Source organism: Bradyrhizobium sp. Kon69, from assembly GCF_055807515.1.
The window spans coordinates 1-15,937 of record NZ_JBVVOS010000032.1 but is presented as its reverse complement, the minus strand read 5'-3'; the positions used below and the strand labels follow the sequence as shown (position 1 = coordinate 15,937).

General features: G+C 64.0%; 14 protein-coding genes and 1 tRNA gene. 6 read left to right on the top strand and 9 right to left on the bottom strand.

Going from position 1 to position 15,937, the window contains the following annotated elements; genetic code table 11:
* Positions 1 to 4: 4 nt before the first annotated feature.
* The 5 genes from AC0L3U_RS32380 to AC0L3U_RS32360 form a co-directional block, all read right to left on the bottom strand.
* Positions 5 to 853 (bottom strand): restriction endonuclease, encoded by an 849-nt coding sequence (locus tag AC0L3U_RS32380; RefSeq protein WP_473364434.1) that lies wholly within the window; start codon positions 851 to 853, stop codon positions 5 to 7.
* A gap of 406 nt (positions 854 to 1,259) precedes the next feature.
* Positions 1,260 to 1,997 (bottom strand): hypothetical protein, encoded by a 738-nt coding sequence (locus tag AC0L3U_RS32375; RefSeq protein WP_473364433.1) that lies wholly within the window; start codon positions 1,995 to 1,997, stop codon positions 1,260 to 1,262.
* A 252-nt stretch (positions 1,998 to 2,249) separates the two neighbouring features.
* Positions 2,250 to 2,819 carry a hypothetical protein gene (locus AC0L3U_RS32370; RefSeq protein WP_473364432.1) on the bottom strand — a complete coding sequence of 190 codons (570 nt, stop codon included), beginning with the start codon at positions 2,817 to 2,819 and terminating at the stop codon, positions 2,250 to 2,252.
* Between the two features lie 224 nt (positions 2,820 to 3,043).
* Positions 3,044 to 3,119, bottom strand: a tRNA-Ile gene (locus tag AC0L3U_RS32365).
* Positions 3,120 to 3,487: 368 nt separating this feature from the next.
* A complete protein-coding gene (locus AC0L3U_RS32360; RefSeq protein ID WP_473364431.1) occupies positions 3,488 to 4,462 on the bottom strand; it encodes a Bug family tripartite tricarboxylate transporter substrate binding protein in 975 nt (324 codons plus the stop codon).
* 107 nt (positions 4,463 to 4,569) lie between these two features.
* On the opposite strand from AC0L3U_RS32360, the gene AC0L3U_RS32355 reads away from it, so the two are divergent.
* Complete coding sequence (locus AC0L3U_RS32355; protein ID WP_473364430.1) at positions 4,570 to 5,547, top strand: TAXI family TRAP transporter solute-binding subunit; 978 nt, start codon at positions 4,570 to 4,572, stop codon at positions 5,545 to 5,547.
* Between the two features lie 184 nt (positions 5,548 to 5,731).
* Here AC0L3U_RS32355 and AC0L3U_RS32350 read toward each other — a convergent pair whose 3' ends face one another.
* Positions 5,732 to 6,973: an ABC transporter substrate-binding protein gene (locus AC0L3U_RS32350; protein WP_473364429.1), complete on the bottom strand. Its 1,242-nt coding sequence runs from the start codon at positions 6,971 to 6,973 to the stop codon at positions 5,732 to 5,734.
* A 99-nt stretch (positions 6,974 to 7,072) separates the two neighbouring features.
* The gene (locus AC0L3U_RS32345; protein ID WP_473364428.1) at positions 7,073 to 7,966 is read right to left on the bottom strand and encodes a substrate-binding domain-containing protein; all 894 of its coding nucleotides are present in this window, start codon (positions 7,964 to 7,966) and stop codon (positions 7,073 to 7,075) included.
* A 405-nt stretch (positions 7,967 to 8,371) separates the two neighbouring features.
* Here AC0L3U_RS32345 and AC0L3U_RS32340 point away from each other — a divergent pair, with 405 nt between their 5' ends.
* From AC0L3U_RS32340 to AC0L3U_RS32330, 3 genes are read left to right on the top strand one after another with little or no spacing between them, the layout of a single operon-like run.
* Positions 8,372 to 9,205: an ABC transporter substrate-binding protein gene (locus AC0L3U_RS32340; RefSeq protein WP_473364427.1), complete on the top strand. Its 834-nt coding sequence runs from the start codon at positions 8,372 to 8,374 to the stop codon at positions 9,203 to 9,205.
* Positions 9,206 to 9,259: 54 nt separating this feature from the next.
* Positions 9,260 to 10,366 (top strand): molybdopterin-binding protein, encoded by a 1,107-nt coding sequence (locus AC0L3U_RS32335; protein WP_473364426.1) that lies wholly within the window; start codon positions 9,260 to 9,262, stop codon positions 10,364 to 10,366.
* A gap of 12 nt (positions 10,367 to 10,378) precedes the next feature.
* A complete protein-coding gene (locus AC0L3U_RS32330; protein WP_473364425.1) occupies positions 10,379 to 12,328 on the top strand; it encodes a molybdopterin biosynthesis protein in 1,950 nt (649 codons plus the stop codon).
* 7 nt (positions 12,329 to 12,335) lie between these two features.
* Here the strand turns inward: AC0L3U_RS32330 and mobA are convergent, their stop codons facing one another.
* Complete coding sequence (gene mobA, locus AC0L3U_RS32325; RefSeq protein WP_473364424.1) at positions 12,336 to 12,971, bottom strand: molybdenum cofactor guanylyltransferase MobA; 636 nt, start codon at positions 12,969 to 12,971, stop codon at positions 12,336 to 12,338.
* Positions 12,958 to 13,848, bottom strand: a complete 891-nt coding sequence (gene fdhD, locus AC0L3U_RS32320; protein WP_473364423.1) for a formate dehydrogenase accessory sulfurtransferase FdhD — start codon at positions 13,846 to 13,848, stop codon at positions 12,958 to 12,960. The genes mobA and fdhD overlap by 14 nt, the downstream gene beginning before the upstream one ends.
* 209 nt (positions 13,849 to 14,057) lie before the next feature.
* Between fdhD and mobB the strand changes: the two genes are divergently transcribed.
* Together mobB and AC0L3U_RS32310 are read left to right on the top strand one after the other, a co-directional pair.
* On the top strand, positions 14,058 to 14,585 hold the full coding sequence (gene mobB / locus AC0L3U_RS32315; RefSeq protein ID WP_473364422.1) for a molybdopterin-guanine dinucleotide biosynthesis protein B: 528 nt from the start codon (positions 14,058 to 14,060) through the stop codon (positions 14,583 to 14,585).
* Between the two features lie 9 nt (positions 14,586 to 14,594).
* Positions 14,595 to 15,851 (top strand): molybdopterin molybdotransferase MoeA, encoded by a 1,257-nt coding sequence (locus AC0L3U_RS32310; RefSeq protein ID WP_473364421.1) that lies wholly within the window; start codon positions 14,595 to 14,597, stop codon positions 15,849 to 15,851.
* Positions 15,852 to 15,937: the final 86 nt, after the last annotated feature.

Here is a 15,937-nt window from a genome sequence, read left to right as displayed (position 1 = left end):
AGCTTCATTCTTTCGGGATTGGAACAACCGAGATAATTATAGTGCCGTCGGGATTGGTGGAGGCGACAAAGTCCGCCTTGAAATTGCCGATAGAGACATTTGTGACGGCAAACTGGGTAATCTGGCCGTCCTTGTCGTCGTCGCGGTAATCGCGGAACTGGAACGGGGCGCGGGTGATCTTATTTTCATATTCGATGGTCAGAACCACGCGGCTGGTGTGGCGGGTCACGCCATCTTTCACCGTGCTGAATCCGGGCACGATGTCGGTATGGACCTCATGCTTGCCCAGTTCCCTCGGCAAGTTCTTCCGGTTCGTATCGAGAAAGCTGCACGCCGTCGCGTTGATGGCTTCGTTGGTCAAGGTCTCGCCGGTTGAGACTTGCAGGTCTGAGAGTTGCACATCGAGATACGGGTCAAATGCGACGAATAGCCGGGCCTGAACCATCTCGCACGACAAGACGTTTAGATCGGTGGGCTTGAACCAATTGAAGCCCGCGACCTCGTCCAGCGTCAGGCAGCGGATGCCATAGTGCTGCGCCTTTGTGCGCGCGGTCTTGTAGAAACCCTTGGTGGAAACGATGACGCCGGAGTGAATGCTAGTGTCGTTGCATTTCGTGTGAAAAGCCTCGACCGCCTCGACCCCGACAGGCCGTGACCTATCCCGGCATTCAAGGGCGACGACCAGTTCGTGATGGTCATGGGTTATCGTCAGCACGACGTCATGCTCGCGCTGTTGTCCCGTCACCTTGTCCGTGAAGAACTTAGGCGACTCGATCTTGATATCTGTCCCTGCCGCACGCGCCGATTCGATGATGCGAATTAGGCGTTGCAGGTCCTTGCCGTCGTTGGCCATCCCCTGTCCCTATGGAGTCCGATGGGAATACACCGCAAAAGCTACCCTGCGGGGCTCTGACGGGCAAATATAGCCAGCGACGACAAGGGCTCAACCCGCGCCGATGTGATTATGTGTAAGCGCGGGTAGTAGAGCGCTATGAAAACCGGATAGCAGCGTCTGGCACTTGCCGGAATCAAGCGGTGATCTACCCCGCCAGCGCTACATCCGTGACCTTTCCCGATTGTCTCACTCAATCGCTGCCTTATCCGCACTTGCTTGATTGTGCGATGCCATACTCCAGCGCCATTAGGGTGACAGTGCATTTAACTCACAGGTTAAAGACCTGCTGAGCCTGAGACCTGCCAAATCTAAAGCGGAACGGTTTCATTGCTTGCCGTCTGCGATATCGCTTCAGCCGTGCCTGTCACGCCCCGGGCGCTCCCTGCGCCACATCGATCACGTGGCGGTCCGATCCCACGGTGATCACCACGGTATAGGTCTTTTGCGCGCCATTCTGCTCGGTGGGCGGCGCGAGGTGCAGTTGGCCGCCGTACCATTCGCCGGGCAGCAGCGTATTGTCCTTCATCACCGCTTGCTCGAGCACGGCCATGTTGCGTTGACCTGCTTCGATGGTCCCGGAAATCATCGCGTCGTTTTGCGCGGCCGCGTTGCCTTGCGCGATCGCCGCGGCTGTCGGGCTGTAGAATGAGCCGGTCCGACCGCTTGGGGTTGTATAGGTGCCATATCCAGCTCGCGATGCGCTGTAAGCGTTGGCGCCGGCCGCGACCCCTGTCAGAAGCGCAGCTGCGACCTGCCGGTTCTTCTCCTCTTGAACAAGCATCTCATATGTCACGATCTTCATTTCGAAGTCGGACCCCGCGGCGTGTTGGACGGCTTCAACTTGTCCGACTCGAAACTCGACCGGCTGGCGGCTCAGATTGTTGATGCCGACCACGAACACGGGCCGGCCGTTCGCTTGGAGCTGTCGGGACGCCGGCCGAACGAGAACCAGGGAGCTCTTTTGCCGAGAGACGAGAGCGGGCTGCCCATCCCTCATCAGAGCTTGTTGCTGTGGATTAGAAGCTTTGAATGAGACCGTTTCGCCAGCCGTCATGCAGCCGGTCAGCGCGGCGCAAGCCGCCACCAAGACTAAAATGCGCATGCTGAAATTCCCCCGTCGAAAGAGTCGATGCAAGCGCAACCGCTGAGCGAGAGCAAGGGGGGGGTTACACGTATGGGCTCGCGGTCCTCGGTCAAAAGGTCGAAGAAGGCAGGTGAGTACCGCTAGGCGGCCTGTGCCAGATCTTTGAGCGGCATTACTGTGACGGTGGTGGACTTAAGTCTTTCGAGCCCTCGCATTGAGTGCACTGTCACCCTGAATCCCGATGGTCTCCGCTCTACGGCTGTATGGCGCCTATTGGAGCGGACAATTGTAAGTCGTGACGATATAGATTCCACGACGCATCCGTTTCGAAGCAACGATTTCGCAACTCGATCCGACGTGGCGGAGCCACTCCGAAGCTCTGCCGTCCTGAGTGAGGTTATCGCCCGGGTTCGAGACTAGGTAAGCGTCGTTTTCCATACCTGCCATCCCCCAGCTTTCCCAATCAAGCATTACCGAGTCCCGGTCTGCGTACCATTGCAGTGCGTCCTTGTGAGTGCGTAACCAGGCTAGAAACCGAAGTTCATCCTTCACTGCCGGCAGTGCCCAGAAGATTCCGCCGATCAGCGTGAGCATTACCACCAGCGAGATGACGATCGAACGTGCGCGGGGTGAGTTCCTCTCAACTCCTGCCCAGATGCAGAGTCCGAGGCAAACCAATGCCACCGCGGGCAAGTAGAGTGAGATGAGAAGCAGAAACGTGCCAAAGTCCTTGTCCCATGCAAAGGGAGCCGCAGGAGTAACCGCGGCAATAGCGGCAACAAGGGGCAGCCACCGCAGGGTACGAGTCTTTTTCTCCGGGGCTTGAGCAAAGGAGGTCATGGTCGCAAATTTATCGAAAAGGTCGTTGGAGTTGCAAGCGCGAATCGGCTTTCGACCGTCTGCTCTCGGACGGCAGCCTTCGCATATTTCGCGCCATAGCCGCCTTTGCCGCCTCGCAGCAGTTCGTCCGTCTTCGCTCTCACTTCGTTCAAGCTACGCCGGACACCACGCTTCGCTCTCGTTCTCCGCGCGGCTGCGCCACGCGTAGCCCGCAGGGCGAAGCGTGGTGGGCCCGGCAGGACTCGAACCTGCAACCAGACCGTTATGAGCGGCCGGCTCTAACCATTGAGCTACAGGCCCCGCCGCGAGACGGCCGCGAAAGCTGCGGCCGGCAACGGTGCGCGGTTCGTTTACAGGGACGGAGGCGGGGGTGCAATGCTGGCTCCGGCGGTTGGAAATGCCGGCGCGGCAAGGTCTAAGATTTTCGAACAACCGAAATTGGCGATGATGCCCCTATAGTCCTGTTTTGCCCGACGGCGCAAGCCACCTTCGCCCCCGCCCTCTGGCAATCGCGCCAGGGGGCCCGGTTTTCGATTTTGTAACCCCTTGTAATCCCAAGATCTTTCTACTGTGCATGGGGTTGTTTTCGCACATTTTGTTGGAAGGGGTCTTCCGATCCCCTCCGATGTCGCGTTGGCGCGCCGCAGGCGGGCGGCAGTTTCGCAGGCCTAGTCCACCGACACGCCGGCGAACTCCACCACCTTGCGCCACTTCTCGGTCTCGTCGGTGACCAGCTTGCCGAACTCGGCCGGCGTCATCGGCTTGGGGATGCCGCCGGTCTCGGTGAGGCGCGCGACCAGCTTCGGGTCCTTCAGCGCCTCGTTGACGGCCTTGTTGAGGATCTCGATCACGTCGGCCGGCGTGCCCTTCGGCGCGGAGATGCCGTAGAAGCCGACTGATTCGAAGCCGGGCAACGTCTCGGCGATCGCGGGCACGTCAGGCACGCTCGGCCAGCGCTGCGGCGAGGTGACGCCGAGCGCGCGGACGTTGCCGCCTTTCGCCTGCTCCATCGCGGAGGGGAGGTTGTCGAAGATCAGCTGCACCTTGTTGGAGATGATGTCGGGGAACGCGATCGCAGATCCCCGATAGGGCACGTGCACCATGTCGCACTTGGTCATCACCTTGAACAGCTCCGCCGACATGTGCACCGAGGTGCCGTTGCCGGACGAGGCAAAGGAGATCTTGCCGGGATTGGCCTTGCAGTAGTCGATGAACTCCTGGACCGTCTTCGCCGGAAACGCGTTGGAGACCACCAGCATGTTGGTAAGCTGCATGATGCTGGCGACCGGCACGGTGTCGCGCAAAAAGTCGAACGGCAGCTTCTTGTAGAGCGAGGTCGAGATCGCGTTGTTGGGCGCGACGAACAGCAGCGTGTAGCCGTCCGGGGTTGCGTTGATCGCGGCAGCGGCCGCGATGTTGCCGCCGGAGCCGGCGCGGTTCTCGACGATGAATTGCTGGCCGAAGCGGTCCGACAGCCAGTTCGCCATGATCCGCGCCACGATGTCGACCGGGCCGCCGGCGGAGAAGCCGATGATCCAGTGCACGGGGCGGTCGGGATAAGCGGCGGAGGCGGGAGGTGCGGCGCCCAACAGCGTTGAAAGGAAAACCAGCCCGAAAACACTGTTACGCAAAATTCGCAACATGACGCCTCCCATTGTTCTATTGTCGTTGGGCTGCATGCTTTCACAAAATCGGGGCGCTGCCTACATCGCCGCAAGTCGATGTTGACGCGCCCCCGCCGGGACCGACCATGAGATTCGCGATCACCCTTGTTCTCGGCGCGGCGCTGCTTTCAAGCCCCGCCGCTGCTCAAACCGGAGGCAACGCCATTCCGACCACGACTCCCAGCCTGACGATCAGCTTGGGCACCGCGACGCCCGGCGGCGGCTTTCCGCTCTATGGCAACGCCTTTGCGCAATCGATGAACGCGGCCGATCCGCAAGTGATCATCGCCCCGCGCAACACCAAGGGCAGCAACGAGAACATTCCGCTCTTGGAAAAGGGCGAGCTCGACCTCGCTCTGGTCGCGGGTGAGCCGGCCTATGAGGCCTTCGCCGGCATCGGCCGTGCGAAGGTCGCGCTGAAGATTCTTACCGCGATCTATTCAAACCCCGGCATGTTCGTGGTGCGCGCGGACAGTCCCTACAAGACCATTCGCGATCTCGTCGGCCAGCCCGTCGCATTCGGGGCCAAGGGCTCCGGCCTGCCGATCCTGGCGCGCTATGTGCTCGATGGTCTCGGGTTGAAGCAGGACGAGGATTTCAAGGCCGTCTATCTCGACCGCGCCGGCGACGGCCCCGCGATGGTCGAAGACGGCCGCGTCGCCGCCCTCTGGGGCGCCGGCATCGGTTGGCCCGGTTTTGCTGCGGTAGCCTCGAGCGCGTCAGGCGCGCGCTTCATCGCGCCTGACAGCGAGGAGATCGCGCGCATCCGTGCCAAGCACGCGTTCCTCAAGCCGCTCACCGTGCCGGCCGGCAGCTACCCGAAGCAGTCCGAGCCGATCGCCTCGCTCGGGTCCTGGAGCTTTGTGCTGACGCGCGAAGATCTGCCCGACGATGTCGCCTATCGCCTGGCGAAGACGCTTCACGGTGTCGAGCCGACATTCTGCAAGCAGCTCGCGCAGGCCTGCGAGACCACGGCGGCAAACACCGTTGCGGCCGCGCCGAAGCCGGAGCTGATCCACCCCGGCGTGATGAAGTACTTTCGCGAGATCGGGGTGGTGAAGTAGGACGCTTCCTTCCTTCTCCCCCTGTGGGAGAAGGTGGCGCGAAGCGCCGGATGAGGGGTATCTCTCCGCGAACTCAACAGCGAGCTGGACTCGCGGAGACAACCCCTCACCCGGCTTCGCTTCGCGAATCCACCCTCTCCCGCAAGGGGAGAGGGTGCACCGTCAGCGCGGCTTCGCTACACCCTCACTTCTTCACCATCGCACAAGCCGGGTCCGGCGGACCGAACGCCTTGTCGCCCGAGATCGTCGTGAGGATCTTGTAATAGTCCCACGGATATTTGCTCTCCTCCGGCGTCTTCACCTGCACCAGCCAGAGGTCGTGCACCATCAGATTGTCCTCGCGCAGTTTGCCGTTGCGGGCGAAGAAATCCTCGATCGGCTTCTCCCGCATCTTCGCCGCGACCTTGAGCGGATCGTCGGTGCCGGTCTCCTTGATGGCGTTGAGATAGTGCATCACGCTCGAATAGACGCCGGCCTGCCACATCGAGGGCATCTTGTTCATCTTGGCGAAATAGCGCTTCGACCATTCGCGGGTCTTGTCGTCCATGTCCCAATAGAACGAGGTCGTCAGCAACAGCCCTTGGGCAGCCTGCAAGCCGAGGCCGTGGATGTCGGTGATCAGCGCCAGCAGCGCCGCCATCTGCTGGCCGCCCTTGAACACGCCGAACTCGGAGCCGGTCTTGATCTCGTTCATGTTGTTCGGCGGACCCGCCGCGATGCCGATGATCTTGGCCTTGGAGGCCTGCGCCTGCAGCACGAACGAGGAGAGGTCGGGCGTTGCCAAGGGTGGCTTCACCGAGCCCAGCACCTTGCCGCCATTGGCGGTCACCACCGCCGAGGCGTCGCGCTCCAGCGAATGGCCGAAGGCATAGTCGTCGGTGATGAAGAACCAGCTGTCGCCGCCGCGCTTGACCACCGCGTCCGCGGTGCCGACCGCGAGCGCGCGGGTGTCGAACACCCACTGGATCGCATAGGGCGAACAGAACTTGCCGTGGAAATCCGCGGTGCCGGTGGAGTGGGTGATGAATAGCCGCTTCTTCTCGTTGGCCATGTTCTGCACCGCAAGCCCGACCGCGGAGACCGGCACGTCGACGATCAGATCGACCTGGTCGACGTCGTACCAGCGCCGCGCAATCGCGCCGCCGATGTCGGCCTTGAGCTGGTGGTCGCCGACGACGATGCTGATCGGCTTGCCGAGCACGGTTCCGCCGAAATCGTCGATCGCCATCTGCGCCGCCGTCACCGAGCCCTGGCCGGTCGGCGCCGAGGCCGGACCGTTCATGTCGGTGAGCACGCCGATCTTGACGATTTCGTCGGACACCTGCGCCATTGCGGCGCCCGGCAGCAGCGCCGCCAGGAATGTCGCTGCCAGGAACGTTGCTGCAACGCCGGCAGCAATCGGCAGTCCAAATCTCGTTGGCTTCATGCTTGTCCTCCCCTGATCCGGCGCGTTGGCCGGTGTGCCCCCGGGTATGGCCCGGCTGAATTGGTTTCTTTTGCAACTATTTGGGGGCGGGCGTCAACGTCAGGCGGCGAAGCGGATTTGTCCGGCCGGGGAGGGATCGTAGCCGGTCAGCTCCTCGGCGCGCTGGAGCAACCGCTTTTCGCTGAGGAACCGGATCAGGCCCTGCATGGCGGGGCGGAAATAGCTGCGCTGCCGCATCGCGAGGTCAAAATTCTCCCAGACCAGCGGCACGAAATCGAGGCCGGCCGAGCGCGCCGACGCACGCGTCGCGATGCCGCAATCGGCTTGTCCCGCGCGGACGATCTCGGCGAGATCGGGCCCGGTCAGAACGGGCGTCTCGATCCGGCGCAAATCGCGCGTCGAGGCGCCGGCGCGCTTGAGCAGCACATCGAGCAGCATCTGCGCGCCCGTGCCCTGTTGCCGCATCGCCATCCTGGCCCCGAGCGCGAGCACGTCCGAAAGGCCGCGCAGCCGCTTGGGATTGCCGGGCGGCAGCACGAGACCCTGCTCGCGACGCACGAACGCGACCAGCAATGCATCATGCAGGTCCGGAGCGTCACGCAGGACCGTCACATTGGCGTCGGCGGCGAGATTGCCGTCGGCATCGAGGCTGTGGAAGTGCATTGCCACGGCCATCACCTCGTCCCGCTGCAAGCGCTCGAGCCCGCGCACGCTGCCCTCGCTCATCGATCCCAGGCCCGAGCCGGATTCGCGCAGACCCCAATCCAGCAGCTCGTCCTGGCTGCCGCCGACGACCGGCGGCGGCTCAGCGATCAGCATGCCGGCCGGACGCGCCAGTCCGGACAGCACCCAGAGGTCGAGCTCGTGCCGCGGGAAGAGCCACTTTCCGGTCACCTTGGTGCATGGGATCGCACCGGTGGTGACGAGTTCGTACAGCTTGCGTTCGCCGAGCCGAAGATAGTCGGCGGCTTCGCTGGTCGTCAGGAATTCCATCCTGCATTCCTATGCAAATTCTTGCTTCTTTTTGGTGCTCGACGCAGGTGGAATCTGCATTTCAAGTTTTGTCCGTGACGACCATGCCTGATCATCTCGCTGCTTTGCAACACATCCCCACGCGCGATCTCTGCTTTGGTGAACGATCCTGAATCGCTCGCGTGGTGCCAATCCTGCGGGCAGTCGCGCGCGCAACTGCAATGGGCATATGCCGCTCCGCGCGTTGCCGAGATTTCCCGAGTCGTCGGCGCGCGACGCGGACAGATAAAATCTGTCGCCGGTAGTGGTTTGACGCGCGCTCTATCTTTTGTTGTCCGCATCCGACGCTGCAACGAGCAAACGCGTCACGAGTGCGGCGCAATCGATCATCATCATGATCGCGTCATAGCCAGTGGGAACCCGATCATGGCCGTCCGCCGCCTCTCCGTTGCACTCGCGCTTCTCTGCGGCCTCGCCGCGAGCGTTGCGGCGTCATCCGCGGAGGACCGCGCCATCGTGCTCGCCACGACCTCCGCGACGCAGGAGTCCGGCCTGCTCGATTACCTGCTGCCGATCTTCCGTGACAAGACCGGCATCGAGGTGACCGTGATCGCGCGGCGCGCCGACGAGGTGCTCGAGGGGGCACGAAGGGGCGAAGTCGACGTCGTGCTGATGCATGCACGGCCGCAGGAGGAGAAATTCGTCGCCCACGGTTTTGCCGCGAAGCGCTTCGACGTGATGTACAACGACTATGTGTTGATCGGGCCGAAGAGCGATCCCGCCGGCGTCAAGGGCAAGGACATCGCGACCGCGCTGAAGGCGATCGAAGCCAAGGGCGCGCCGTTCGTGACGCGGGGCGACCGCTCGGGCACGCATGCCGCGGAGCTCGCGCTCTGGATCGTCGCCGGCATCGACATCGCCCGCACCAAGGGTGCCTGGTACCGCGAGGCCAAGCAGGACATGGCTTCCGCCCTTGATGCAGCGCGCGTGGCGAACGCCTATGTGCTGTCCGACCGCGGCAGCTGGATCGCTTTTCGGGAGCGCGGCGATCTCGACATCGTGGTCGAAGGCGACAAGCGTCTGCTCAATCAGTACGGCGTGATGCTGGTGAACCCCGCGAAGTTTCCGAACGTGAAGAAGGAGCTGGGGCAGGACTTCGTCGATTGGCTGATTTCGCCCGACGGACAGGCGGCGATTGCCGGATACAAGGTCGACGGACAGCAGCTGTTCTTCCCCAATGCGGACAAATCGGGCGGCTGACGTTCGTATCGCGAGCGGTTGCCAAACCGGGCGATGCATGATCCATCATGGCGCATGACTCAGCGCCTGCCGCCATCGCTGACGCCGCTCGACACCGCGCTCGCCGCGTTGCTGACAGGGCTCGATCCGCTCGCGCCGGTGGAGTTGCCGCTGAGCGAAGTGGCCGGCTGCATCGCGGCGGGCAATCCCCTGCTCCCAGCCCGACCGTCTCGTGACGTCGCTGCTGCGGATGGCTGGGCGCTGTGCGCCAATGATCTGGTCGGCGCGTCCTCCTATTCGCCGCTGCCTCTCGCAACAGCGCCCGCCTGGGTCGATGCCGGCGACGCGATGCCGGCGGGATGCGACTGCGTGCTCGATGCCGACGCAGTCGAAGTGTCCGGTCCGCTCGCCCAGGTGTTGGCGGAGGGCGTGCCGGGGCAGGGCGTCAGGCGTGCGGGAAGCGATATCGACGGACGAACGCCTGTCGCGGCAGAGGGGAATCCGCTTGGTCCTGCCGCTCTGTTGCTCGCGCGCGCCGCCGGACTGGACCGGCTGAGCGTGCGCCGTCCGCGACTGCGCATCATCAATGTACCAGGTGCAACGCTGACCATGCATCTGATTGCGGACATCGCACGCACCGCAGGACTGGATGTGCAAACGAGCGAGGCCGGTTCGCGCGACGCGGAATCGATCGCGGAGGCGTTCGGGGCGCCCCCCTGCGATCTCCTGCTGACGATCGGCGGCAGCGGTGTCGGTCGCAACGATGCAGCGGTCACCGCTCTGACCCAGCATGGTGACGTGCTCGCTCATGGTCTTGCGCTGCAGCCCGGACGCACCGCCGCGATCGGGCGGCTCGGAAGGATTCCTGTTGTCGCCTTGCCCGGATCGCCGGATCATGCGCTTGCGGTCTGGCTCGCGCTCGTGCTGCCGCTCGTCGACCTTCTGTCGGCTCGGCTGCCGCGCCGACAGGTAACGTTGCCGCTTGCGCGAAAAATTGCATCCAGCGTCGGCATCGCCGAAATGGTCCTGCTGGCCGAGGAACATCATGCGTGGGCGCCACTTGCGGTAGGAGAATGGCCGCTCCAGGCAATTGCCCGCGCGGATGCATGGCTGCTTGTTCCCGCCAGTCACGAGGGATTTGCAGCGGGCGCGCCGGTCGATGCCTATCTGATGCGGGAATGATATGGGTTTAGCATGACCATGATCCCGCAATCGCAAGTCCGCAGCGCGCTCGAACAGGAACAGTTTCTCAAGATCCTTTCCCGCGAGGAGGCGCTGGCACGCTTCGAGGCTGCGCTGTTCCCCCGCGCTCTTTCGAGCGAAACGCGCAAACTCGGTGCTGCGCTCGGTGCGTCGCTCGCTGAAGACATCACTGCGCCGATCGACGTGCCGCCGTTCGACCGTTCCAATGTCGACGGCTTCGCGGTGCGCTCAGCGGACCTTGCGACAGCCGGCGAAGGTGCGCCGGTGCGCCTCGGGCTGAATGGCGAGACTATTCACTGCGGCACCGTACCGGCGCTGCAAGTCGCCGCGGGAACGGCAACGCCGATCGCCACCGGCGGTCCGCTGCCGCGCGGTGCCGATGCCGTGGTCATGGTCGAGCATACCCAGCCGGCGGAGTCCGGTGCGATCGACGTCCGTCGCGCGGCCTTGCCCGGGCAATTCATATCCTACGCAGGGTCCGATATCGCGCGCGGCGAGGCGCTGCTGCGCGCCGGCACGATCATCGGCTCGCGCGAGGTCGGCATGCTGGCGGCTTGCGGCCTTGCCGAGGTGAGCGTCGTGCGCAAACCTCGTGTGGCCGTGATCTCCACCGGCGATGAACTGGTTCAGCCGGGCGAGGCGCTCGCGCCTGCTGCGATCTACGACACCAACGGCGCGATCGTCACTGCTGCGATCGACGAGAACGGCGGTGAGGCGGTTTTCCTCGGCGCCATTCCGGACGATGAAGCCAAGCTCGAAGCCGCGATGCGGCGTGCGCTGGCGGACGCGGACATGCTGGTGCTCTCGGGCGGCACCTCGAAAGGCGCGGGCGATCTCTCTCATCGCATCATCGGCCGGCTCGGCCAGCCCGGCATCATCGCGCATGGCATTGCGCTCAAGCCCGGCAAGCCGCTGTGCCTTGCGGTGTGCGACGGCAAACCGGTCGTGATCCTGCCGGGTTTTCCGACCTCGGCGATGTTCACCTTTCACGACATGATCGTGCCGGTGCTGCGCAAGATGGCCGGGCTACCACCGCGCTCCGATGCCAGGGTGAGTGCGACTGTGCCGGTGCGCATTGCTTCCGAGCTCGGCCGCACCGAATTCGTCATGGTCTCGCTGGTCGCAGGCAAGGACGGCTTGATCGCCTATCCCTCCGGCAAGGGGTCCGGTGCGATCACGTCGTTCGCGCAGGCTGACGGTTTTCTGCGCATCGACGCGCTCGCCGACCAGATGCCGGCCGGGAGCGAAGCCGAAGTGACGCTGTTCACGCCGCATGTGCGGGTGCCCGATCTCGTCATCGTCGGCAGCCATTGCACCGGCCTCGATCTCGTCACGGCGCAACTCGCGCATGCCGGCCTGACCGTGCGCTCGATTGCGGTCGGCAGTCTCGGCGGACTTGCGGCGGCACGGCGCGGCGAATGCGATCTGGCGCCGATCCATCTGTTCGACGACAAGAGCGAGACCTACAATACGCCTTATCTCGTCGAAGGACTCGAGCTCGTGCCGGGCTGGCGACGGATGCAGGGCATCGTGTTCCGCAAGGGCGACAAGCGTTTCGAAGGCCACGGCGCGAAGGACGCCGTCGCCGCGGCGCTCGCTGATCCCTCCTGCATCATGGTCAACCGCAATCAGGGCGCCGGCACGCGCATCCTGATCGACCGGTTGCTCGGTGGTGCGCGCCCGGAAGGCTATTGGAACCAGCCACGCTCGCACAACGCGGTGGCCGCGGCGGTCGCACAGCACCGCGCCGACTGGGGCATGACCATTGCGCCGGTCGCCCATGCGGTCGGCCTCGGTTTCATTCCGCTCGCGGAGGAACACTACGACTTCGCGCTGGTCGCAGCACGCAAGCAGAGGCCTGCAGTGCAGGCCTTTCTCGCCGCACTCAGCTCGGACGAAGCGCGCGCCGCGCTGGAGCGGGCTGGATTCCGGCCGGCGTAGAGCTTGGTTAGGACGCCGCGTCCAGTGCGGCCAGCCGCTCGGCTTCCGCGATATCCTCGACCGTGTTGGCATTGAAGAACGGATCGAGCGGCTCCGTCGGCCACGTCACGGTCGCGAGCGGATAACGCGCGGTCCAGCGGTCGATCTTGCGGAGGTCCTCGACCACCAGCGCGTGACGCAGTTCGTCGCGCAAGCCAACCCGCCACAAGCCGATCACCGGATGCGACTGGCCGCCTGATGCTGCCACGGCGAGCTCGGCATTCGCCGCGATGCGTTCGTCATGCAAGCGCACGACGAGATCGCGCGGCAGGAAGGGGCAGTCGCCGGCGGCACTGAGCAGCCATTCCACCTCAGGCCGGTTCGCCGCGGTCCAGTCGAGCGCGGCAAGGATGCCGGCGAGCGGACCGGGAAAGCCGGGCACGTCGTCGGCGACGACCTGCAATCCGAACGCGGCGAAGCGGGCGGGATCGCCGTTGGCATTGAGGATCAGGCCGCTGCATTGCGGCTTCAGGCGTGCGATCACGCGTTCCAGGATGGTGCGGCCGCCGATGGTGCGCATCGGCTTGTCGCCGCCGCCCATGCGCCGCGCGAGGCCGCCGGCGAGCAGCACGCCTTGCGTGGTCGGAAAGCTAATCGTCACCACCTTCACCCTTGCGCTTGTGCTTGGCCGATTCCTCCTCGACGTAAGCGAGGTTCTGGTCGTAGACGATGCGCTCTGCTCCCGACAGCGCGATGAACCGTTTACCGCGTGCGCGGCCGACCAGCGTCAAGCCCACCTGCCGGGCGAGATCGACGCCCCAGGCGGTGAAGCCGGAGCGCGACACCAAAATCGGAATCCCCATGCGAACCGTCTTGATCACCATCTCCGAGGTGAGCCGTCCCGTGGTGTAGAGGATCTTGTCTGATGCATCGACGCCGTGGCGGTACATCCAACCCGCAATCTTGTCGACGGCGTTGTGACGGCCGACATCCTCGGTGTAGCAGAGCGGCTCGCCCTCTCTGCACAGCACGCAGCCGTGGATCGCACCGGCCTCCAGATAGAGCGAGGGCATGGTGTTGATGGTCTGAGTCATCTGGTAGAGCCAGGAAGTGCGCAGCTCCGCCTTCGGCAACGCCACGCTCTCGACCGCCTCCAGCAGATCGCCGAAGGCGGTGCCCTGCGCGCAGCCCGATGTCTGCGTGCGCTTCTTCAGCTTGGCTTCGAAATTGGTGTGGTGCTCGGTGCGCACCACCACCACCTGGAGGTCGTCGTCGTATTCGACCTCGGTCACCGCGTCATTATACTTCAGCATGTTCTGGTTGAGCAAATAGCCCAGCGCCAGATATTCCGGATAGTCGCCGATCGTCATCATGGTGACGATCTCCTGCGAATTCAGGTAGAGCGTCAGCGGGCGCTCCACCGGCACCTTGATCTCGATCCTGGCGCCGGACTGGTCGGTCCCGGTCACGCTCTCGGTGAGGCGCGGGTCGTCCGTGTCAGGGACGATCAGGGGCACTGGGGCTTTGTCGATTTTCATCATGGCCGCGACGTTAGCATGACATTCGGGTCAAGCCGATATAAGCATGCTGGCGAGAGAACGAAATGCCGCCTATTCGTCATTGCGAGCGAAGCGAAGCAATCCAGGCTGCCGCCGTGGATGCATTCCTGGATTGCTTCGCTGCGCTCGCAATGACAGAGGAGAGAGTGGTTCCATCAAGGACCGGGGTCGCTCGCGGAGACGGAGCTGGAATGAAAGTCATCGGCCTTGCAGGCTGGAGCGGTGCGGGCAAGACCACGCTGTTGACGCGGCTGATCCCGCATTTCAATGCGCTTGGCTTGCGCGTCTCTGTCATCAAGCATGCGCATCACCAGTTCGACGTCGACGTGCCCGGCAAGGATTCCTGGCGCCATCGCGAGGCCGGCGCGGCCGAGGTGCTGGTTGCTTCGTCAAATCGCTGGGCGCTCATGCACGAGTTGCGCGGAGTGGCGGAGCCGCGTCTGCCGGAACTGTTGAGCAAATTGTCGGCCGTCGATCTCGTCGTGGTCGAGGGTTTCAAGCGCGAGCCGCATCGCAAGATCGAGGTGCACCGCGCCGCCAACGACAAGCCGTTGCTGTTTCCCGATGATCCCGGCATTTTCGGGATCGCGGCCGATGTCGCCATTGAAACCCGACTGCCGACGGTCCATCTCGACGATATCGCCGCCGCCGCGGAATTGCTGCTGCGCGCGGCGATGCCGGTCGAGGAAGCGGTCGCGAAAAGCGCTGCGATGCGCTGACGAGGCACCATGGCGCAATTGTCGGACGATTGTTTTGCCTTTGGCGGACCGATGATGTCGGTCAACGAGGCCGTTGGCCTGATCACGACGCGCGTCAACGCGATTGTCGATCTCGAAACCGTGGCGCTCATCGACGCTGATGGGCGCGTGCTGGCTCGAGATATCGTGGCGCCGCTGCCATTGCCGCCCTTCACCAATTCCGCTGTTGATGGCTACGCCGTGCGCAACGCAGATCTTCCTGATAGCGCCGAGCGGGCACTCCCGCTCGATGGCCGCATCCAGGCCGGCGGTCTGGCGCTGGCGCCGATCAAGGCCGGCCACACCGCGCGCATTTTCACCGGCGCGCCGATGCCGCCGGATGCCGAAACCGTGTTCATGCAGGAAGACGTCCGCGTCGACGATGCCGGCCGAATTGTGCTGCCGCCGGGGCTGAAGCCGGGTGCGAATGTCCGCCCTGCGGGAGAGGACATTCCCCAGGGCCACATTGCGCTGCGCGCAGGCCAGCGCTTGCTGCCGCAGCATGTCGCGCTCGCGGCGGCGTTCGGCCTGGTCAGGCTCGACGTCGTCAGGCGTATCCGCGTCGCGGTGTTCTCGACCGGTGACGAACTGGCCTCGCCCGGCGAGCCGCGCGCGCCCTCGCAGCTGTTCGATTCCAATCGCTTCATGCTGATGGCGATGCTGCGCCGGCTCGGCTGCGACGTCAGCGATCTCGGCATTTTGCGCGACGAACGTATCTCGCTTGCGAATGGCCTCAAGCAAGTCGCCGGCACGCACGATCTGATCCTCACCACCGGCGGCGTATCGACCGGGGAAGAGGATCACGTCAAGGCGGCAGTCGAGAGCATCGGCTCGCTGGTGTTGTGGCGGATGGCGATCAAGCCGGGACGGCCCGTGGCGATGGGCATCATCGAGGGCACGCCGCTGATCGGATTGCCGGGCAATCCCGTCGCGAGTTTCGTCACTTTCGTGCATGTGGTGCGGCCGACTGTGCTGGCGCTTGCGGGCAGCCTGCAGGCGCCGCCGTTGCCGATCCCGGTGCGCGCGGCGTTCACCTACAAGAAGAAGGCGGGGCGTCGCGAATATGTTCGCGCCTCCTTGCGGCGCATGCAGGACGGCGCACTCGAGGCAATCAAGTTTCCACGCGAGGGGGCGGGGCTGTTGTCTTCTCTGGTCGACACCGACGGCCTCATCGAGCTCGATGAGGAGGTTACGCGTGTCGAGCCGGGGCAGAGCGTGGGTTTCCTGTCCTATGCCGATTTGCTCTGAGTCTGGGTGCTATGTTGGCGCTGTCCTGGCGTTGACGCCATCGGCCCCTCCCGCCATGTTGCGCCGATGACCAGAACGACGCTCGA